Source organism: Haliea sp. E1-2-M8, from assembly GCF_030649675.1.
Taxonomy (GTDB): domain Bacteria; phylum Pseudomonadota; class Gammaproteobacteria; order Pseudomonadales; family Halieaceae; genus Haliea.
The window spans coordinates 72,904-91,833 of sequence record NZ_JAUTDR010000006.1; the positions used below are offsets into that span (position 1 = coordinate 72,904).

Consider the following 18,930-nt stretch of genomic DNA (forward strand, 5'->3'; position numbering starts at 1 on the left):
GTGGAGATATCTGGCTTTTTGTGGTTTTAGGAAGCTGGATCAGAGGGAAAAACAGCCGTGTTTCGTGGGGTACAGCACATCAATATGGACGCAAAGGGGCGCCTGGCCATGCCGGCCCGCCAGCGCGAGCCATTGCTGTCCCAGTGCAGTGGCCAGATTGTGGTCACCATCGATACCCAGGCTACCTGTCTTGTTATTTACCCGTTGCCCGATTGGGAGCGCATTGAGCAGCAGATTCAGGCACTGCCCGCCCTCAAGCCCGCGGTCAAGCGTTTCCAGCGCCTGGTGCTGGGCTACGCCACGGATCTGGAACTGGACGGCAACGGCAGGCTCCTGCTGCCGCAGCCCCTGCGCGACTATGCGCGACTGGACAAGAAGCTGGTGCTGGTGGGGCAGGGCAACAAGCTGGAGTTATGGGCGGAGGAGCTGTGGCTGGCAGAGTGCGAACAGGCGCTGCTGGATTCCGGTCCCGAGGCGGAGTTGCCCGACGAATTGATGTCCCTGACCCTGTAGGTGAGTGGCATGCATCAAACAGTCCTGTTACGAGAAGCGGTGGACGCTCTGGTGACAACAACCGCTGGTACATATGTCGATGGCACCTTTGGCCGCGGCGGGCACAGTCGGGCGCTGTTGCAGCGCCTGAGCGAACAGGGTCGCCTGCTCGGCGTCGACAAGGATCCCGCAGCCGCTGCGGCGGCGGCACAACTGGCTGCCGAAGACCCCCGATTCACCTTTTTCCACGGCTCGTTCGCCCTCCTGCCGGAGCAGCTGCGGCAACAGGGCATCGGCGCCGTTGACGGCATCCTGCTGGACCTGGGCGTCTCCAGCCCGCAACTGGATGACAGCGCCCGCGGCTTTAGCTTCCTGCACGATGGTCCCCTCGACATGCGCATGGATACCAGCCGCGGCGAGACAGCCGCGGAGTGGCTGGCGCGTGCCGGGGCGGCGGAGATTGCCGCGGTGTTGAAGGAGTACGGCGAGGAGCGCTTTGCCAAGCGTATCGCCGGCGCCATTGTGGAAGCGCGCGCGGAGGCGCCCATCACCACCACCGGTCGGCTGGCGAAGATTGTCAGCGAGGCCAATCCGCGCTGGGAGAAGCACAAGAACCCCGCCACCCGCTCTTTCCAGGGCATCCGCATCTACATCAACCGCGAACTGGATGACCTGGTGGAGTTGCTGGCGCAGGCGCTGACGCTGCTGCAGGTGGGTGGCCGCCTGGTGGTTATCTCCTTCCACTCTCTCGAGGACCGGCTGGTTAAGCGCTACATGCGCGACATGGCCCGTGGCGACGCAGTTCCCGCCGGTGTCCCGGTGTTGGACAGCGCCCTCAACCGGCGCATGCGCCTGCTGGGCAAGGCGTTGCGGGCCAGCGCCGAGGAAGTCGCCGCCAATCCGCGGGCGCGCAGCGCGATCATGCGCGTCGCCGAGAAGATCAACTGATATGCCGGGGCAGACGCCAATGATGGACCAGCGGCTGGCGGCCGGCGAGCGCGGTGCGGCTGCCGCATCGCCGCTCGCCATCGGTGCGCTGATAGCGCTGATTCTGGGTTCCTCTATCGCTGTTATCCAGAGCTCCCATGAGTGTCGCAAGCTCTATACCGTGCTGCAGCAGTTGGAGGCGGACCAGTGGCACCTGCAAGAAGATTACGGGCGCCTGCTGCTGGAGCAGAGCACCTGGGCCTCGCACTATCGGGTGGAGCGGGTGGCCATTCGTGAGCTGAACATGCAGGCGCCGGTGCTCACTGAACGCAAAGTGGTGAAGCCGTGAAGCGCGTCCGTCAGCCCGCCGTCGCCCCCTGGCGCTTTTACCTGGTCGCCATTGCCCTGCTCGCACTGTTGGCACTACTGGTGGGCCGGGTGCTGTCACTGCAGGTGCTGGACACGGACCGCGGCCGCAGTTTCCTGCAGAGCCAGGGCGATAGCCGGGCGGTGCGGACGGCGGAAATACCCGCCTATCGCGGCGTGATCTCGGACCGCCGCGGCGAGCCGCTCGCGGTCAGCACACCGGTGATTTCCCTTTGGGTGGACCCAACCATACTCGCCAATGTGGAAGACCTGACGCCGCTGGCGGCGGCCCTGGATATGCCGCTGGCTGCATTGCGCGAGCGTCTTGATCGCTACGCCGGTCGCCGTTTCATGTACCTGGAGCGCCACCTGGTTCCCGCTGCCGCACGCGAAATCCTGGCCCTGCGGGTGCCCGGTGTCTTCGGTGAACGGGAATACCAGCGCTACTACCCGGCGGGCGAAGTCGTTGGGCATCTGGTGGGCTTTACCAATGTCGATGGCAGCGGTATCACCGGGCTCGAACTGGCCTACGATGACTGGCTGCGGGGCACTCCAGGCAAAAAGCAGTACATCAAGGATCTGCACGGTGACGCTGTACGCGATATCGGCGTGCTGGAGCCTGCGCGGCCGGGCAAGGACCTGCAGCTGAGCATCGACCTGCGGCTGCAATATCTGCATCACCAGGAGTTGCAGCGGGCGATGGCCCTGACCGGTGCGGCTTCCGGCACCATCGTGACTCTGGACAGCCGCACCGGCGAGGTGTTGGCGATGGTCAACCATCCGGTCTACAACCCCAACAGCCGTAACGGTGCCAGCGGGGATATGACACGCAACCGGGCGCTTACCGACATGTTCGAGCCCGGCTCGACGATGAAGACCTTTACGCTGCTCGCTGCGCTGGAGAGTGGCCGATTCTCCACCGAAACCCTTATTGATACCTCCCCCGGGCGCATTCGTGTGGGTCGCAAAACTCTCCTGGATCCGCGCAACTACGGTGAAATTACTGTATCCCGGGTGATCGAGAAATCGAGCCAGGTCGGGGTGACCATGATTGCCCAGGACCTGGGCCACGAGCCCATCCGTGAGGTGTTCGGGCGCTTTGGTTTCGGCCAGAGTCTCGGTACCGGCTTCCCCGGTGAGAGCTCCGGTCAACTTCCCAACCGGCGCCGCTGGAGTGAAATCGAGAAAGTCACCCTGGCCTTCGGCTATGGCCTGACGGCGACCCCCCTGCAATTGGCGCATGCCTACACCGCGTTTGCCAACGATGGTGTGCTGCAGCCGGTAACCCTGCTCGCTGCCCCCGAGACCCTGCTGCCAGGCAAGCGTGTAGTGCAGTCGGACATTGCCCGGGAAGTGCTCGCGGTACTGCAGCGGGTTACCGGTGAGCACGGCACCGCGCGGCGGGCGAGGGTGCCCGGCTATGAGGTGGGCGGCAAGACCGGGACTGTGCACAAGGTCGGCCCGGGCGGTTACCAGGACAACAAGTACATAGCCTTCTACGCCGGTGTGGCTCCGATTGTCGATCCCAGATTTGTCACCGTGGTAGTGATCAACGAGCCCCAGGGCGAAAGTTACGGTGGCGGCGCCGCTGCGGCGCCGGTGTTTGCGCGGGTTGCCGAGGGAACCCTGCGCCTGCTTAACGTGGCGCCGGATGAGCCGGAGGCCGTGGCGGCGCTGGCAAGCACCAGGCCGGGGGTGTCGGGATGACGGTGGCGGCGCGCGCGACGACAGGCAATATGCCGCTGCCAGCGCTGTTGGGGAGTTGCGCCGCTGCCTGGCCGACAGTGCTGGTGCGCGGTGTACAGCTCGACAGCCGCCGGGTGCGTCCCGGCGACCTGTTCCTGGCTGTCGCCGGGGACAGCCAGGACGGTCGCCAGTTTATCGAACAGGCAATTGCCAGTGGAGCGGTGGCGGTGGCAGCCGAGCCACCGGTGGCGGGCTTTGTCGACGCCGTTCAGGTGCCCCTGCTGGAAATCCCCGAACTGGCGCGGGAAGCGGGCGTGATCGCGGCGCGCTTCTACGGTGATCCAAGCCTCGAGCTGGACATGGTGGCGATCACCGGCACCAACGGCAAGACCACCACCACTCGTTTGCTGGCCCAGCTGCTGCGAACGCAGGGCCGCCGCTGCGGTGTCATCGGCACCCTCGGTGCGGTCCTCGATGATTCTGTGGCTGCCGCGATCAATACCACGCCGGATGCGGTGGCGCTGCAGCAGCAGCTCGCCGCCTGGCGCGATGACGGCGTGGCGGCGGTGAGCATGGAGGTCTCCTCCCACGCCCTCGACCAGGGCCGGGTCAACGGCGCCCGCTTCGACATCGCCGTATTTACCAATCTGTCGCGGGACCATCTCGACTACCACGGCAGCATGGCGGCTTACGGTCGCAGCAAGCAACAGCTGTTCCACAGCCCGGGCCTGCGCCACGCGGTGGTGAACCTGGACGACGCCTACGGGGCGGAACTGCTGGCAGGGCTGCCCGCGACCGTGCAGGCCTGGACGTTCTCTGCCGCAGGTCTTGGCGCTGCCCGGATCCGGGTGACAGAGGCACAGTTCCACCCCGGTGGGGTGCGCGCGAATCTGGAAACCCCCTGGGGCAGCGGCACATTCGCCAGCCCGCTGCCCGGGGACTTCAACCTTGCCAACGTGCTGGCTGCCGTGACCTGTGCCCTGTTGCTTGAGCATGAACTGTCGTCGGTGCTGGCGGCGGTTGCCGGGCTCCAGCCCGTACCCGGGCGCATGGAGCCGGTGCCCAACGGCGCGGGGCTGCAGGTGATCGTGGACTACGCCCATACCCCGGACGCCCTGGCACAGGTGCTTGCGGCGTTGCGCCCGCATGTGGCGGGACAGCTGGTGGTGGTCTTTGGCTGCGGCGGTGACCGCGACCCCGGCAAGCGCGGGCCGATGGGTCATATTGCCTGTGACGCGGCGGACCGGGTGATATTGACTTCGGATAATCCGCGCCATGAAGACCCCCAGCGTATCCTGCAGGATATCCAGAGCGGCTGCCGCGGCGAGGTTCAGATTGAGCCGGACCGGGCTGCTGCCATAGCCGCGGCGATTGCCGGTGCCAGCGCCGGTGACTGTGTGCTGATCGCCGGCAAGGGTCACGAGGATTACCAGATTATCGGCAGCGAACGCCGCCCCTTCAGCGACGCCGATGTCGCCGCCCGCGCCCTGCAGGGGAGGGTCTCTGCATGATGCGCAGCTTTAAACTCAGCGAGCTGGAGCAGCCCCTGCAGGCGCAGCGGTCCGGTGTCGATGTCGAAATCAGTGGCGTAAGCACCGACAGCCGCCAGGTCCAGGCGGGCGACCTGTTCGTGGCCCTGCGCGGCGAGCGTTTCGACGGCCACCAGTTCCTGCCCGCAGTTGCGGCGGCCGGGGCAGTGGCAGCTGTGGTCAGTGACGAGGTGGAAAGCGTATTGCCACTGCTGCGGGTGGCTGACACCCAGCTCGCGCTGGGACGCCTGGGCGCCTGCAACCGGGCCCTGTTCCAGGGTCCGCTGGTCGCCATCACCGGCAGTTCGGGCAAGACCACGGTGAAGAATCTGGTCAGCGCCGTACTCGAGCGCCGGGGCCCGACCCTGGCCACCGCGGGCAACCTCAACAATGAAATCGGCGTGCCCCTGACGCTGCTGCGGCTGGCGCCTGGGCACCAGTTTGCGGTGGTGGAGATGGGCGCGGGCCGGGCCGGCGACATCGACCTGCTGTGTGGTTTCGCGCGTCCCACTATCGCCCTTTTGCTGAACGCCATGCCCGCCCACCTGCAGGGCTTTGGCAGCGTCGAGGACGTGGCCAGGGCCAAGGGCGAAATCTACGATGGCTTGTGCGGTGGCGGTACCGCGATCATCAACGCCGACCAGCCCTGGGCCGGGCGTTGGCGCAGCCGCGCCGCGGGCGCGACTATCCTCGACTACGGCTTGCAGAATCCGGCCGCCATCAGCGCCAACAGTATCCAGTCCCGGGGCGTGGTCGGCATCAGCTTCGTCGCCAGCACCCCCGCCGGCGACGCCCCCATCCGTCTGCAGCTGCCGGGTCTGCACAATGTATCCAATGCCCTGGCCGCGATCGCTGTCGGCCTGGCCTGTGGCCTGACGCTGGCGGAAATCACCGCCGGCCTGGCCAGCGTAGCGCCAACGCCTGGCCGCGGCGCGCTGCTGCGGGGCCGCACCGGTGCAACCCTGGTCGACGACAGCTACAACGCCAACCCCGGATCGGTGCGCGCGGCCATCGACCTGCTGGCCGACTGCGGTGGCCGCCGCATTCTGGTGCTGGGCGCAATGCTGGAGCTGGGCGAAGACAGCGAGCAGATGCACCGGGATATCGGCAGCTATGCCCGGGAACGCGGCCTGGACCGCTTTGTCGGCGTTGGCGCCGCCCTTGCCGGTGCCGCCGAAGCGTTTGGCGGCGAGTGGTTCGCCGACTGCGGCGCCGCGGCCGCGGCGCTGGCGGACACGCTGACCGGGGACGATACCGTGTTGATCAAGGGCTCCCGTGGTTCTGCCATGGAGCGAATACTGGCGGTGCTCAGCGAACCAGCAGCCGAGGCAGGGAACTGATATGTTGCTGTTTATTGCAGAATACCTGACCCAGTTTGCCAGCGGCTTCCAGGTGTTCCAGTACCTGACCCTGCGCAGCATTCTGGCCGCCCTCACTGCGCTGGCGATTTCCCTGCTGGTGGGGCCGGCCATGATCCGCCGGCTCAACCACTACCAGGTGGGGCAGGCGGTGCGCGCCGACGGGCCCCAGTCCCACCTGAGCAAATCCGGCACCCCGACCATGGGCGGTGCCCTGATCCTGGTGGGTATTGCGGTCAGCAGCATGCTCTGGGCGGACCTCCGCAACCCCTATATCTGGATCGCGCTGGGCGTTACCGGCGTGTTTGGCGCCGTTGGCTGGGTCGACGATTACCGCAAGGTCGTGGAGAAGGATTCCCGTGGTCTGCCCGCACGCTGGAAGTACTTCTGGCAGTCGCTGGCGGGGCTGGCGGCGGCGCTGTACCTGTATTTTGCCTTTGATACCCCGGTCACCACCGAACTCTACATCCCGTTCTTCAAGGATTTTGCCTGGAGTATGGGGCCGCTGTTTATCCTGTTGACCTACTTCGTGATTGTCGGCGCCAGCAACGCGGTGAACCTGACCGACGGCCTGGACGGTCTGGCGATACTGCCGACGGTCATGGTTGGCTCGGCCCTCGGCATTATCGCCTACCTTACTGGCAACGTGAATTTCGCCGACTACCTGCAGATTCCCTATGTCGCCGGCAGCGGGGAATTGGCGGTGTTCTGCGGTGCGATGGCCGGTGCCGGCCTGGGCTTTCTCTGGTTCAATACCTATCCCGCCCAGGTGTTCATGGGGGACGTCGGTGCGCTGGCGCTGGGCGCGGGTCTGGGCACGGTGGCGGTCATCACTCGCCACGAGATCGTGTTCTTCATCATGAGCGGGATCTTCGTGCTGGAGACCGTGTCGGTAATCCTGCAGGTGGCATCGTTCAAGTTGACCGGCAGGCGCATTTTCCGGATGGCGCCCATACACCACCATTTTGAGCTGAAAGGCTGGCCCGAACCGCGGGTCATCGTGCGTTTCTGGATTATCACCGTGATGCTGGTCCTGTTCGGGCTGGCCACATTGAAATTGCGCTAGGCACACGGAGTTATGGCGACAGTGACACAGGATCTGATAGCGAGCAGCGGCGAGGAGGTCATCTTTGGCCTCGGCGCCACCGGCTTGTCCTGTGCCCGCTTTTTGCACCGCGAGGGGCGCCGCTTCACCGTGATTGACACCCGCAGCGCGCCGCCGGAGCTGGCCACGCTGCAGCGGGAGATGCCCGATGTGCCGGTATTTGCCGGCGCAATCCCCGATGCGATCGTTACCCGGGGCGGCGAATGGGTGGTGAGCCCCGGTATTGCGCTGGAAGATCCAGTGGTGGTGCGGGCGCTGGACGCCGGGGCCGAGGTGGTGGGCGACATCGACCTGTTCATGCGCGCAGCCCGGGCGCCGGTGGTAGGCATTACCGGTTCCAACGCCAAGTCCACCGTGACTGCACTGCTGGGCGAGATGGCCCGGGAGGCGGGGCTGGATGTGGGCGTCGGCGGCAACCTCGGCACTCCGGCGCTGGATCTGCTGGCGCAGGAACGGGAGCTGTATGTACTCGAGCTGTCGAGCTTCCAACTCGAGCGCGCCGGCGACCTGGGTCTGGCCGTGGCGACGGTGCTCAATGTCAGTGCCGACCACCTCGACCGCCACGGCACCCTGCCGCGCTATCACCAGGCGAAGCATCGTATCTTTCGCGGCTGCCGCAAGGCTGTGGTCAACCGCGACGACCCGCTGACCCTGCCGCTGCTGGCGGCGGATGTGCCGGTGATCAGCTGGCGCCTGCGCGATCCCGAACTGGGCGGTTTTGGTCTGCGTGTGCTCGACGGTAATGAGACGCTCTGCTTCGGCTTCGACCCGCTGTTGCCGGTGACGGAGCTGGGTATCAAGGGCCGCCACAACGTCGCCAATGCGCTGGCGGCGTTTGCCCTGGGGCATGCCGCGAGGCTGTCGCTGGACGCCATGGTGGCTGCCGCGCGGCGTTTTTCGGGGCTGCCGCACCGCTGCCAACTGGTCACCGAAGCCGGCGGCATACGCTTCGTGAATGACTCCAAGGGCACCAACGTGGGGGCGACAGTCGCCGCCCTCGAGGGGCTGGCCAGCCATCGCAACGTGGTGCTGATCGCCGGCGGCGTCGGCAAGGGCCAGGATTTCCGCCAGCTACGTACTGCGCTGCAGGCTCACTGCAAGGCGCTGGTGTTGCTTGGCGAGGCCGCGGCCGCGATAGAGGACAGCGTGGCCGATGTGGTGTCCCTGCAGCACGCTACTGACATGGCGGACGCGGTGGCCCGTGCCGCGGCGCTGGCGAATCACGGTGATGTGGTGCTGCTGTCCCCGGCCTGCGCCAGCTTCGACATGTTCAGCGGTTACCCCGCCCGCGGTGACGCCTTTGTCAGTGCGGTCGAATCCCGGGTTCGGGAGGACAGCGTATGAACCAGCTGGCAGGCAATCGTTTTGGGGTCGATCCCGCGCTGTTTCTGCTGGGTCTGGCGCTGCTGCTGGTCGGTCTGGTGGCGATCAGCTCGGCGTCGATTGAATATGCCGACTGGCACTATCGGGACGCCTGGCACCACACCCGGCGGCATCTCATGTACGTTGCGATATCGGTCAGCGCGGCGGTGGTGGTATATCGCCTGCCACCGGCATTCTGGCTGGCCAGCGGCTGGATGTGGCTGCTGGCGGGGCTGGCGGCGCTGGTCCTGGTGCTGCTGCCCGGGATTGGCAAGGAAGTGAACGGCGCCCAGCGCTGGCTGCCGCTGGGGCCGTTCACCCTGCAACCGTCGGAGTTTGCGAAATTCACCGTGGTGATTTATCTGGCCGGCTACCTGGTGCGGCAGGCGCAGGAAGTGCGCAATGAGCTGACCGGCTTCCTCAAGCCCATGGGGGTACTGGGCCTGGTAACGGTGTTGCTGATGGCGGAGCCCGATTTTGGCGCCACGGTGATTGTGGTGGCCACCGCCTTCGGCATGATGTTCCTGGCCGGGGTCAAACTGAGCCATTTCCTCTCTTTGCTGGGACTGAGCGTGGTCGGCCTGGTGGGCCTGATCTTTGCCGCGCCCTACCGGGTGCAGCGCCTGACCGCCTATACCGATCCCTGGGCCGACCCCTACGGCAGCGGCTTCCAGCTGATTCAGTCATTGATCGCCTTCGGTCGCGGCGAGTGGCTGGGCGTGGGCCTGGGCAACAGTGTGCAGAAGCTGTTCTACCTGCCGGAAGCCCACACCGATTTCGTGTTCTCCATCTGGGCCGAGGAAACCGGCTTTGTCGGCGCCCTGCTGGTGATCGGTTTGTTCACTGCGTTGATCGCCCGCATCCTCTGGGTGGCGCGGCGGGCCCAGGAGGTGGCGGAGGATTTCGGCGCCTATCTCTGTTACGGCGTGGCGCTGGTCTTCTCCGGCCAGGCCTTTGTCAACATGGGAGTCAGCTCCGGGCTGCTGCCCACCAAGGGTCTGACCCTGCCATTCGTCAGCTATGGCGGCACCAGCCTGATCGTCTGCTGTTGCATGCTGGCCCTGGTGCTGCGCGTGGAGCGTGAACTGCCGGCGGTTGCGCTGCGCAAGCCGCGTGCAGCGAGAGGTGGCGCATGAGTGCCGCAGCGCCTCTGGTGTTGATCATGGCGGGTGGTACCGGCGGGCATGTCTACCCGGCGCTGGCGGTGGCGGAAGAGTTGCGCCAGCGCGGTTACCGGATTGCCTGGGTCGGCACGGCGCGCGGCCTCGAGGCGCGGGTGGTGCCCGCCGCCGGTTTCGAGCTGCACACGCTTGCGGTGCGCGGCGTGCGCGGCAAGAATCTGTTGCAGACGGCGCTGGGCCTGTGGCTGCTGCTGTGGTCGTCGCTGCTCGCTCTGCGCCTGGTGTGGCGTTTGTCCCCGGCCTGCGTGGTGGGCATGGGCGGCTATGTTGCCGGCCCCGCCGGGCTGGCAGCCTGGATACTGCGCAAGCCCCTGCTGATTCACGAACAGAATGCCGTCGCCGGCACCACCAACCGCCTGCTGGCGCCACTGGCACGCGCGGTGGTGTGCGGGTTTCCCGGAGCCTTCCGCGACGACCGGCCGCTGCAGGTGCTGGGTAATCCAGTGCGGCAGACGCTGCTGGACGCCGCCCTTGAGCAACAGTGGGATTATTACGGCCAGCGGCCCCTGCAGGTGCTGGTGCTGGGCGGCAGCCTCGGTGCCCAGGCGATTAACCAGCTACTGCCGGAGGCCCTGCGCCAGTTGCGCAAGCGGGTGGGCGAGGGCGCGGTCAGTGTCTGGCACCAGTCCGGCGTGGCCCATCTCGACAGCCTGCGGCAGGAGTACGGGCCCATGCTTGAGCAGGACGTGCGGGTGAGCGCCTATATCGAGGACATGGCGGCTGCCTACGGCTGGGCCGACATCGTGGTCTGCCGCGCCGGGGCGCTGACGGTATCGGAGCTGGCGATCATGGGCCGCCCATCGCTGCTGATTCCGCTGCCCAATGCCATCGATGACCACCAGACCGGCAACGCCCGCGCCCTCTCTGATCGCGGCGCTGCCCTGCTGTTGCGCCAGGCCGACCTGCAGGCGAAGGATCTCGCCTCCACCCTGGGGAGTTATATCGCGACCCCGAAGCGGCTGGCGGCAATGGCGCATGCCGCCTCTGCGGCGGCCCTGCCCAAGGCCGCCGTGCAAGTTGCGGACCTGTGCGAGGAGCTGATGCGTCATGACTGAGAAAAGCCTTTACACAGTGCCGGAAATGCGCCGCATTCGTCGCATCCACATGATCGGCGTCGGCGGTACCGGCATGAGCGGCATCGCCGAGGTGCTGGTCAACCTGGGCTACCAGGTGTCCGGGTCCGACCTGCGCGCGAGTTCGGTTACCGAGCGTCTGCAGCAGAGGGGAATACGCGTGTTTATCGGCCACTCCGCAGACAACCTCGAGGCCGCCGACGTGGTGGTAAGCTCCAGCGCGGTGCGCGCGGACAACCCGGAAGTGGTGGCCGCCAGGGCGCTCAGGATTCCGGTGGTGCCCCGGGCCGAGATGCTGGCCGAGTTGATGCGCTACCGTCACGGCATCGCGGTGGCCGGCACCCACGGCAAGACCACCACCACCAGCCTGATTGCCGCGGTGTTCGCCGAGGCCGGGCTGGACCCGACCTTTGTCATTGGCGGCCTGGTCAACTCCGCCGGCAGCAACGCCCAGCTCGGCGCCAGCCGATTCCTGGTGGCAGAGGCCGACGAGAGCGACGCGTCTTTTCTGCACCTGCAGCCGATGGTCACGGTGGTGACCAATATCGAAGCGGACCACATGGAAACCTATGGCGGTGACTTTGCCACCCTGCGCGGCACCTTCCTCGAGTTCCTGCACAACCTGCCCTTCTACGGCCTGGCCGTACTCTGCGTGGACGACCTGGTGGTCGCCGGTCTGGTGCCCGACCTGTCACGGCAGTTCCTGACCTACGGCTTCAGCAACGAGGCCGACTATCGGGTCACCAACGTCCGCAAGCAGGGACTGACCACCGCGTTCACGGTACAGCGTCCCGGTGGCAAGGCGCCGCTGGAAGTGCAGTTGAATATGCCCGGTGAGCACAATGTCCTCAATGCCACCGCCGCGGTGGCGGTGGCCTGTGACGAGGGCCTGGACGACGCCGCGATCCAGCGCGGCCTGGCGCGTTTTGCCGGGGTCGGGCGCCGCTTCAGTGTGCTCGGCGAGCTGGCCTTTGCCGGCGGCAGCGCACTGCTGGTGGACGACTACGGGCACCATCCCACCGAGGTGCGGGCAACGCTGGAGTCCGCGCGCCAGGCCTGGCCGGAGCGGCGGGTGGTCATGGTCTACCAGCCGCACCGCTATTCCCGCACCCGCGACCTGTACGAAGACTTTGTGGCGGTGCTGTCGCGCTGCGATGTGCTGCTGCTGCTGGACGTCTACCCCGCCGGTGAAGAACCGATTCCCGGTGCTGACAGCCGCAGCCTGACCCGCAGTATTCGCCAGCGCGGGCAAATCGAGCCGGTTTTCGTCGACAGCATCGATGAAGTGGCAACGGTCCTGCGCGGTATTCTGCGCGATGGCGACGTGGTGATCACCCAGGGTGCGGGCACTATCGGCCGCCTGGCGGCGGATCTGCAGGCGCTGGGCAATCTCGGGGAGAGCACCCTATGAGCTGGGAACAGGCCACAGCAGGCACGGTGGCGGTATTGCTGGGTGGGCGTTCGGCGGAGCGGGAGATTTCCCTGCAGACCGGTGCGACCATCGTCGCTGCCCTGGCCAGCCTCGGCTGCAACGTGCGGGAAGTGGACCCTGCGGTGGACGGCTGGGTGGCGCAGCTCGAGGGCGTCAGCTTCGCGTTCAATGCCCTGCACGGTCCCGGTGGCGAGGACGGCGTGATTCAGGGCGCGCTGGAGATCTTGCGCGTGCCCTACTCGGGCTCCGGCGTGCTCGGCTCGGCACTGGCCATGGACAAGCAGCGCAGCAAACAGCTGTGGCAAGGCGTCGGCGTCGCCACCGGCGGCTTCGTTACCCTCAAGGCGGACACTGACTGGGAGGCGGTAATTGCGCGCTTCGGCAAGGTGTTCGTCAAGCCGGCCTGCGAAGGTTCCAGCGTCGGCATGGCGCCCGCGGCAACACCCGCCGCGCTCGCCGCCGCGTATCGCAACGCTGCCGTCTTCGGCAACACGGTGCTGGCGGAGCAGTTCATCAACGGGCCTGAATACACCGTCGCCGTGCTCGGGGAGGAAACCCTGCCTTCCATTCGCATGGAGACCGATCGCGAATTCTACGACTACGAGGCCAAGTATCTGGCCAACGACACCCGCTACCACTGCCCCAGCGGCCTGAACACCGCCGACGAAGCGGAGGCCGGGGCGCTGGCGCTGGCGGCATTCCGCAGCCTGGGCTGCTCGGTCTGGGGTCGCGCCGACCTGATGCGGGACGCGGACGGCCGCTTTTACGTACTGGAGGTAAACACCATTCCGGGCATGACCTCACACAGCCTGGTGCCGATGGCGGCGCGGGCAGTGGGCATGTCCATGCCGTCGCTGGTGCGGCGCATCGTTGAACTGAGCTGGGAGGGCCGTCGACAACATGGCTGAACCGCGCACATCCGCCAACCCCCGCGCCGCGGGCAAGGTCCGTCGACGCAGTGCCGCCGGCGCGACCCGGCGGCGGCCGGCGCCGGCACCGCGCAGCGGCGTCCGGGCGCGGCTGGGCCTGCGCCTGCTGGACGGCTGGGTCAACCGGATGCTGATCCTGGTGGCGGTCGGTGTTGTGGGCGTCGCCGGGCTGCAGGCCTGGATTGCGTTGCAGGAAATTCCGGTGGAGCGCATCAGCGTGACCGGCACCCTGCACCGGACCCAGACCGAGGCGGTACAAGAGATGGTGCAGCCGGCCCTGGTCGGGGGGTTCCTCAGCGCCGACCTGGACCAGGTGCAGGCGCAGCTACAGGCGCTGCCCTGGATCTATCGGGTATCCGTGCGCCGGCGCTGGCCCAACGCACTGGAAATCAACGTCCAGGAGCAACTGCCCATCGCGCGCTGGGGCGAGGGGGGGTACCTGAATCACGAGGGCGAGATCTTCCACTCCGACGGCATTCAGAGTGAGGAAGCCCTGCCCCGGCTGGAGGGGCCGCCGGGTTCGACCCGGCAGTTGATCGTCAGCTACCAGCAACTGGGTGAGCTGTTGCAGCCGCTGTCGCTGGACCTGAGAGAGCTGTCCCTGGACGACCGCGGCCACCTCCGGGCGGTGCTGGCGGGGGGCATGGAGCTGGTGCTGGGCAATACCGAATTTGGCGAACGGCTGCAGCGCTTTGCCACCGTCTACCGCAGTGAGCTGGCCGAGCGTGCCGGCGATGTGAAACGGGTGGACCTGCGCTACGAAAGCGGTCTCGCGGTAGCGTTCCGCGAGCCGGAACTGCCCGCCGGGGAAGTGCCCGGCGCTCAGGTGGCGGGTATCGTCAATGACTGATTCAGTGGGGGAGTGAGACTGCCATGGGCAGCGGACAGGAAAAACGGATGATCGTAGGGCTGGATATCGGCACCTCCAAGGTGGTCGCCCTGGTGGGCGAATTCAATCCGGAAGGTGGCATCGAGATCGTCGGTATTGGCTCCCATCCCTCAAAGGGGATGAAGAAGGGCGTGATCATCAATATCGAGTCCACGGTGCAGTCGATCCAGCGCGCGGTCGAGGAGGCCGAGCTGATGGCGGGATGCCAGATTCACTCGGTCTATGTCGGCATCGCCGGCAGCCACATCCGCAGCCTGAATTCCCACGGCATCGTCGCCATCCGCGATCGCGAGGTGCAGGCGGCGGATCTGGAGCGGGTGATTGACGCCGCCCAGGCGGTGGCGATTCCGGCAGACCAGAAGATCCTGCACATCCTGCCGCAGGAGTATGTGATCGATAACCAGGAGGGCATCAAGGAGCCCCTGGGCATGTCCGGCGTGCGCCTGGAAGCCAAGGTGCACCTGGTGACCTGCGCGGTGAACGCGGCGCAGAACATCGAGAAGTGCATCCGCCGCTGTGGCCTGGATGTGGAGGAGATCATTCTCGAGCAGCTGGCCTCCAGCTACTCGGTGCTGACCGAAGACGAGCGTGAACTGGGAGTCTGCCTGGTCGACATCGGCGGCGGCACCACGGATATCGCCATCTTCACCGAAGGCTCCATCCGCTACACCGGGGTGATTCCGATTGCCGGCGACCAGGTGACCAACGATATCGCCATGGCCCTGCGCACACCCACCCAGCATGCGGAAGAAATCAAGATCAAGTACGCCTGCGCGCTGACCCAGCTGGCCGGCCCGGACGAAACCATCAAGGTGCCGAGCGTTGGCGACCGGCCGCCGCGGGACCTGTCCCGGCAGTCTCTCGCAGAGGTTGTCGAGCCGCGCTACGACGAGCTGTTCACGCTGATCCAGGCCGAACTGCGCCGCAGCGGCTACGAGGAGATGATCCCGGCTGGCGTGGTGCTCACCGGAGGCACGGCCAAGATGGAGGGAGTGATGGAGTTGGCCGAAGAGATATTCCACATGCCGGTGCGGGTGGGTTACCCGCAGTCGGTGAAGGGCCTGAACGACATTGTGCGCAACCCGATCTACGCCACCGGCGTGGGGTTGCTGCAGTACGGGCAGAAGAACAGCAGTGAGCGCGCGGGCAGCGCCGGTCGGAGCATTATTCCCGGCGAGGGCATGATCGCGCGCTTCAAGGGCTGGTTACAGAGCAATTTTTAGCAGTCAGGTGGTAAACCGTCGCGCTTCGGCGCGGCACCATAGGAAAGGGGAGAAACGCCATGTTTGAACTTATCGACAACGTACCACAGAACGCGGTTATCAAAGTCATCGGAGTCGGTGGTGGCGGTGGCAACGCAGTGAAGCACATGATCGAGAATTCGGTCGAGGGTGTGGACTTCATTTGCGCCAACACCGACGCCCAGGCGCTGTCGGATATCCGTTCCAAGACCGTCCTGCAACTGGGCGGTGCCATTACCAAGGGCCTCGGCGCCGGCGCCAACCCGGATATCGGCCGGGCGGCGGCACTGGAGGACAGGGACCGGATCGCCGAAGCCCTGCGCGGTGCCGACATGGTCTTCATCACCGCGGGCATGGGCGGCGGTACCGGCACCGGTGGTGCCCCGATCGTGGCGGAAGTGGCCCGCGAAATGGGCATTCTGACGGTGGCGGTGGTCACACGCCCGTTCCCGTTCGAAGGTAAAAAACGCCTCTCGATCGCCGAGGCCGGGGTGCGCGAACTGCAGCAACACGTGGACTCGCTGATCACCATTCCCAACGAAAAATTGCTGGAGGTTCTCGGAAAAAGTACCAGTTTATTGGATGCCTTCAAAGAAGCGAATGATGTATTGTTGGGCGCAGTTCAGGGTATTGCCGACCTGATTATCCGCCCCGGCATGATCAACGTGGATTTTGCCGACGTGCGCACGGTGATGTCGGAAATGGGCATGGCCATGATGGGTACCGGCAGCGCCCGCGGCGAGAATCGCGCCCGGGAAGCGGCAGAACGTGCCATAAACAGCCCGCTGCTGGACGATATCGATCTGCGCGGCGCCCGCGGCATCCTGGTGAACATCACCGCCGGGCTGGATCTGTCACTGGGCGAATTCTCTGAAGTTGGCGACACCATTGAGGAATTTGCCTCGGACGACGCCACCGTAGTGGTGGGCACCGTGATCGATCCGAACATGACGGATGAGATCAAGGTTACCGTGGTTGCCACGGGTCTCGGCGGCGAGGTGGTGAGAGCAGCTACGCTGCAGGTGGTGGAAGCCGCGCCCCGTCCGGTCGAGGCAACAGTGGGCGAGCCGGATTACCGGGAGCTGGATCTCCCCACCAGCCAGCGCCGCGCGCGGGCTGCGAGTGGCGGTCAGGCTGGTGCCGCGGCTGGCGCTGGTAGCGATTATTTTGACATTCCCGCATTTTTGCGGCGACAGGCGGACTAGCAGGGCCCTTCCGGCATCTTGATCGGGCGCCCTGCGAACCGCAGAGCACCGAAGATGGGTGAAGGACTATGATTCGACAGCGTACATTGCGCAATGCCATCAAGGCGACGGGCGTGGGTCTGCACACCGGTGAGAAAGTGTATCTCACCCTGTGCCCGGCTCCGATCAACGCCGGGATTGTGTTTCGGCGCGTGGATCTGGACCCGGTGGTCGAGATTCCGGCGCGGGCCGAGAACGTGCGGGACACCACCCTGTCGACGACCCTGATCGCCAACGGCGAAAAGGTGTCGACGGTGGAGCACCTGCTGTCCGCCATGGCGGGCCTCGGGATCGACAACGCGTTTATCGATGTCAGTGCGTCGGAAGTGCCGATCATGGACGGCAGTGCGGGCCCTTTCGTGTTCCTGATCCAGTCCGCTGGTATCGAGGAGCAGAACGCGGCGAAAAAGTTTATCCGCATCAAGCGTCCGGTCACGGTGGAAGACGGGGACAAGACGGCCAGCTTTCTCCCCTTTGATGGCTTCAAGGTCTCGTTTTCCATCGATTTCGACCATCCGGTGTTTCGCGAGCGCTCACCCCACGCCGAAATCGACTTTTCCAGCACTTCTTTTGTCAAGGAGGTAAGCCGCGCCCGCACCTTTGGTTTCATGCACGAAATCGAATACCTGCGCTCCCAGGGTCTCGCCCGGGGTGGCAGCGTAGACAACGCCATCGTCGTCGACGAATACCGCATCCTCAACCAGGATGGCCTCCGCTACGACGACGAGTTCGTCAAGCACAAGATCCTCGATGCCATCGGCGACCTGTACCTGCTCGGTTACGGCGTAATCGGCGAGTACCGGGCGCACAAGTCCGGCCACGCCCTCAACAACGCCTCCCTGCGGGCGCTGATCGCCCAGCCCGACGCCTGGGAAATGGTCACCTTCGACGACGAGGCCACCGCGCCGATCTCCTACTCCCTGAGCCCGGTCGCGGCCTGACCTCCCTCCCTCGTGGCAGCCCGCTCTGCGGGCGATCGCCCACAGAGTGGGCTCCCACACTACCCGGACCCTTTGCCGGAGCCCGCCCTGGTGGGAGCCCATAATCGTTGGTGGTAATATTCCCGTAACTATGGCACACTCCCGCGTCAGTTCGTTGCAGCCGGTTGCAAATGAAAGTCATTCTGATAAACCGAAAGCACGGCGGCTCCCGCTCGATAGAGTTGGGTCGCTGGTCCCGTGCCGTGGTGTCCCTGTGCTGTCTCGGACTGCCGCTGGGTCTGGTGGCACTCGGGTACCTGGTCGGTCAGGAGACCGAGGCCCGCGATCTTCGCGACGCTTCCCTCGATACCCTGCAAGACGAACTTGCCTCGCAAAACACTGAGCTTGAATCCCTGCGCCTGGAGGCGGAGCTCAAGCTGCAGGCAATGACCATGAATCTGGCTGAGTTGCAGGCGCGCATGACCCGCCTCGACGCGCTCGGCGAACACCTGACCGCGATGGCCAATCTGCAGGACGGGGAGTTCGATTTCAGCCAGCCCCCCGCAATCGGTGGTCCCCTTGGCGGCGAGTTCAGCGTGGAATACCTGGCCCCGGAACTCACCGGTGAATTGGAGAGCTTTGCCGACAAGCTCAACCAGCGCGAACAGCAGCTGGAAATCCTTGAATCCCTCCTCACCCACCGCAAGCTCGACGAACAGGCCTGGGTTTCCGGCCGGCCGGTGGAAAAGGGCTGGATATCCTCCGGCTTCGGTGCGCGCACGGATCCCTTCACCGGCAAGCGCGCCGCCCACTACGGCATCGACTTTGCCGGCAAGCCCGGCTCCAACGTAATCTCAGTTGCCGCTGGCGTGGTAACCTTCGTCGGCAAAGACGGCAGCGGCTACGGCAAGATGGTGGAAGTGTCCCACGGCGATGGCCTGGTGACCCGCTACGCCCACAACCAGGAGAACCTGGTGGAGCCCGGCGACCTGGTGCGCAAGGGCCAGGCAGTAGCGCTGATGGGTTCCAGTGGCCGCGCCACCGGGCCCCATGTTCATTTCGAAGTGTACAAGCACGGCCGTCCTGTCGATCCCTCCAGCTACGTGCATCGCACCCGCCGCTGAACCCGCCCCACCCCTGATATTATTCCTCCGCCCGGCACTGCTGTGACCTGGGTGACGCCCTGACGTATAACG

17 protein-coding genes are annotated in these 18,930 nt (G+C 65.7%); all 17 read left to right on the forward strand.

The annotated features are described in order from the left end of the window. Window positions 1-57: 57 nt before the first annotated feature. The 17 genes from mraZ (at window position 58) to Q6D67_RS06785 (ending at window position 18,858) form a co-directional block, all read left to right on the forward strand. Window positions 58-513 (forward strand): division/cell wall cluster transcriptional repressor MraZ, encoded by a 456-nt coding sequence (gene mraZ / locus Q6D67_RS06705; protein ID WP_304704812.1) that lies wholly within the window; start codon window positions 58-60, stop codon window positions 511-513. Between the two features lie 9 nt (window positions 514-522). After that, window positions 523-1,440: a 16S rRNA (cytosine(1402)-N(4))-methyltransferase RsmH gene (gene rsmH, locus Q6D67_RS06710; RefSeq protein WP_304704813.1), complete on the forward strand. Its 918-nt coding sequence runs from the start codon at window positions 523-525 to the stop codon at window positions 1,438-1,440. A 1-nt stretch (window position 1,441) separates the two neighbouring features. Beyond that, complete coding sequence (gene ftsL, locus Q6D67_RS06715; RefSeq protein WP_304704814.1) at window positions 1,442-1,768, forward strand: cell division protein FtsL; 327 nt, start codon at window positions 1,442-1,444, stop codon at window positions 1,766-1,768. Then, a complete protein-coding gene (locus Q6D67_RS06720; protein ID WP_304704815.1) occupies window positions 1,765-3,492 on the forward strand; it encodes a penicillin-binding protein 2 in 1,728 nt (575 codons plus the stop codon). The genes ftsL and Q6D67_RS06720 overlap by 4 nt, the downstream gene beginning before the upstream one ends. Beyond that, complete coding sequence (locus tag Q6D67_RS06725) at window positions 3,489-4,982, forward strand: UDP-N-acetylmuramoyl-L-alanyl-D-glutamate--2,6-diaminopimelate ligase (protein WP_304704816.1); 1,494 nt, start codon at window positions 3,489-3,491, stop codon at window positions 4,980-4,982. The genes Q6D67_RS06720 and Q6D67_RS06725 overlap by 4 nt, the downstream gene beginning before the upstream one ends. After that, window positions 4,979-6,340, forward strand: a complete 1,362-nt coding sequence (gene murF / locus Q6D67_RS06730; RefSeq protein ID WP_304704817.1) for a UDP-N-acetylmuramoyl-tripeptide--D-alanyl-D-alanine ligase — start codon at window positions 4,979-4,981, stop codon at window positions 6,338-6,340. The genes Q6D67_RS06725 and murF overlap by 4 nt, the downstream gene beginning before the upstream one ends. A 1-nt stretch (window position 6,341) precedes the next feature. Then, window positions 6,342-7,424 carry a phospho-N-acetylmuramoyl-pentapeptide-transferase gene (mraY, locus tag Q6D67_RS06735; RefSeq protein WP_304704818.1) on the forward strand — a complete coding sequence of 361 codons (1,083 nt, stop codon included), beginning with the start codon at window positions 6,342-6,344 and terminating at the stop codon, window positions 7,422-7,424. Window positions 7,425-7,436: 12 nt separating this feature from the next. Then, window positions 7,437-8,807 (forward strand): UDP-N-acetylmuramoyl-L-alanine--D-glutamate ligase, encoded by a 1,371-nt coding sequence (gene murD, locus Q6D67_RS06740; protein WP_370551928.1) that lies wholly within the window; start codon window positions 7,437-7,439, stop codon window positions 8,805-8,807. Next, window positions 8,804-9,961, forward strand: coding sequence for a putative lipid II flippase FtsW (gene ftsW / locus Q6D67_RS06745; RefSeq protein WP_304704820.1), 1,158 nt, complete (start codon window positions 8,804-8,806; stop codon window positions 9,959-9,961). The genes murD and ftsW overlap by 4 nt, the downstream gene beginning before the upstream one ends. Next, window positions 9,958-11,061 carry an undecaprenyldiphospho-muramoylpentapeptide beta-N-acetylglucosaminyltransferase gene (murG, locus tag Q6D67_RS06750; protein ID WP_304704821.1) on the forward strand — a complete coding sequence of 368 codons (1,104 nt, stop codon included), beginning with the start codon at window positions 9,958-9,960 and terminating at the stop codon, window positions 11,059-11,061. The genes ftsW and murG overlap by 4 nt, the downstream gene beginning before the upstream one ends. Next, window positions 11,054-12,490 carry a UDP-N-acetylmuramate--L-alanine ligase gene (murC, locus tag Q6D67_RS06755; protein WP_304704822.1) on the forward strand — a complete coding sequence of 479 codons (1,437 nt, stop codon included), beginning with the start codon at window positions 11,054-11,056 and terminating at the stop codon, window positions 12,488-12,490. The genes murG and murC overlap by 8 nt, the downstream gene beginning before the upstream one ends. Next, the gene (locus Q6D67_RS06760) at window positions 12,487-13,419 is read left to right on the forward strand and encodes a D-alanine--D-alanine ligase (protein WP_304704823.1); all 933 of its coding nucleotides are present in this window, start codon (window positions 12,487-12,489) and stop codon (window positions 13,417-13,419) included. Before murC ends, Q6D67_RS06760 begins: the two co-directional genes overlap by 4 nt. Continuing rightward, on the forward strand, window positions 13,412-14,290 hold the full coding sequence (locus tag Q6D67_RS06765; protein ID WP_304704824.1) for a cell division protein FtsQ/DivIB: 879 nt from the start codon (window positions 13,412-13,414) through the stop codon (window positions 14,288-14,290). Before Q6D67_RS06760 ends, Q6D67_RS06765 begins: the two co-directional genes overlap by 8 nt. Before the next feature lie 23 nt (window positions 14,291-14,313). After that, the gene (gene ftsA / locus Q6D67_RS06770) at window positions 14,314-15,552 is read left to right on the forward strand and encodes a cell division protein FtsA (RefSeq protein ID WP_304704825.1); all 1,239 of its coding nucleotides are present in this window, start codon (window positions 14,314-14,316) and stop codon (window positions 15,550-15,552) included. A gap of 59 nt (window positions 15,553-15,611) precedes the next feature. Then, window positions 15,612-16,775 (forward strand): cell division protein FtsZ, encoded by a 1,164-nt coding sequence (ftsZ, locus tag Q6D67_RS06775; RefSeq protein WP_304704826.1) that lies wholly within the window; start codon window positions 15,612-15,614, stop codon window positions 16,773-16,775. A gap of 68 nt (window positions 16,776-16,843) precedes the next feature. Continuing rightward, window positions 16,844-17,755 (forward strand): UDP-3-O-acyl-N-acetylglucosamine deacetylase, encoded by a 912-nt coding sequence (gene lpxC / locus Q6D67_RS06780; protein WP_304704827.1) that lies wholly within the window; start codon window positions 16,844-16,846, stop codon window positions 17,753-17,755. Between the two features lie 170 nt (window positions 17,756-17,925). Beyond that, window positions 17,926-18,858: a M23 family metallopeptidase gene (locus Q6D67_RS06785; protein WP_304704828.1), complete on the forward strand. Its 933-nt coding sequence runs from the start codon at window positions 17,926-17,928 to the stop codon at window positions 18,856-18,858. The last annotated feature ends 72 nt before the right edge of the window (window positions 18,859-18,930 follow it).

Coding starts and splice junctions, on each gene's coding strand:
- murC (WP_304704822.1), top strand. CDS start 11,054: ATGACTGAGAAAAGCCTTTACACAGTGCCGGAAATGCGCCGCATTCGT.
- rsmH (WP_304704813.1), top strand. CDS start 523: ATGCATCAAACAGTCCTGTTACGAGAAGCGGTGGACGCTCTGGTGACA.
- murF (WP_304704817.1), top strand. CDS start 4,979: ATGATGCGCAGCTTTAAACTCAGCGAGCTGGAGCAGCCCCTGCAGGCG.
- ftsA (WP_304704825.1), top strand. CDS start 14,314: ATGGGCAGCGGACAGGAAAAACGGATGATCGTAGGGCTGGATATCGGC.
- ftsL (WP_304704814.1), top strand. CDS start 1,442: ATGCCGGGGCAGACGCCAATGATGGACCAGCGGCTGGCGGCCGGCGAG.
- Q6D67_RS06785 (WP_304704828.1), top strand. CDS start 17,926: ATGAAAGTCATTCTGATAAACCGAAAGCACGGCGGCTCCCGCTCGATA.
- murG (WP_304704821.1), top strand. CDS start 9,958: ATGAGTGCCGCAGCGCCTCTGGTGTTGATCATGGCGGGTGGTACCGGC.
- ftsW (WP_304704820.1), top strand. CDS start 8,804: ATGAACCAGCTGGCAGGCAATCGTTTTGGGGTCGATCCCGCGCTGTTT.
- Q6D67_RS06760 (WP_304704823.1), top strand. CDS start 12,487: ATGAGCTGGGAACAGGCCACAGCAGGCACGGTGGCGGTATTGCTGGGT.
- mraY (WP_304704818.1), top strand. CDS start 6,342: ATGTTGCTGTTTATTGCAGAATACCTGACCCAGTTTGCCAGCGGCTTC.
- ftsZ (WP_304704826.1), top strand. CDS start 15,612: ATGTTTGAACTTATCGACAACGTACCACAGAACGCGGTTATCAAAGTC.
- Q6D67_RS06725 (WP_304704816.1), top strand. CDS start 3,489: ATGACGGTGGCGGCGCGCGCGACGACAGGCAATATGCCGCTGCCAGCG.
- murD (WP_370551928.1), top strand. CDS start 7,437: ATGGCGACAGTGACACAGGATCTGATAGCGAGCAGCGGCGAGGAGGTC.
- Q6D67_RS06765 (WP_304704824.1), top strand. CDS start 13,412: ATGGCTGAACCGCGCACATCCGCCAACCCCCGCGCCGCGGGCAAGGTC.
- lpxC (WP_304704827.1), top strand. CDS start 16,844: ATGATTCGACAGCGTACATTGCGCAATGCCATCAAGGCGACGGGCGTG.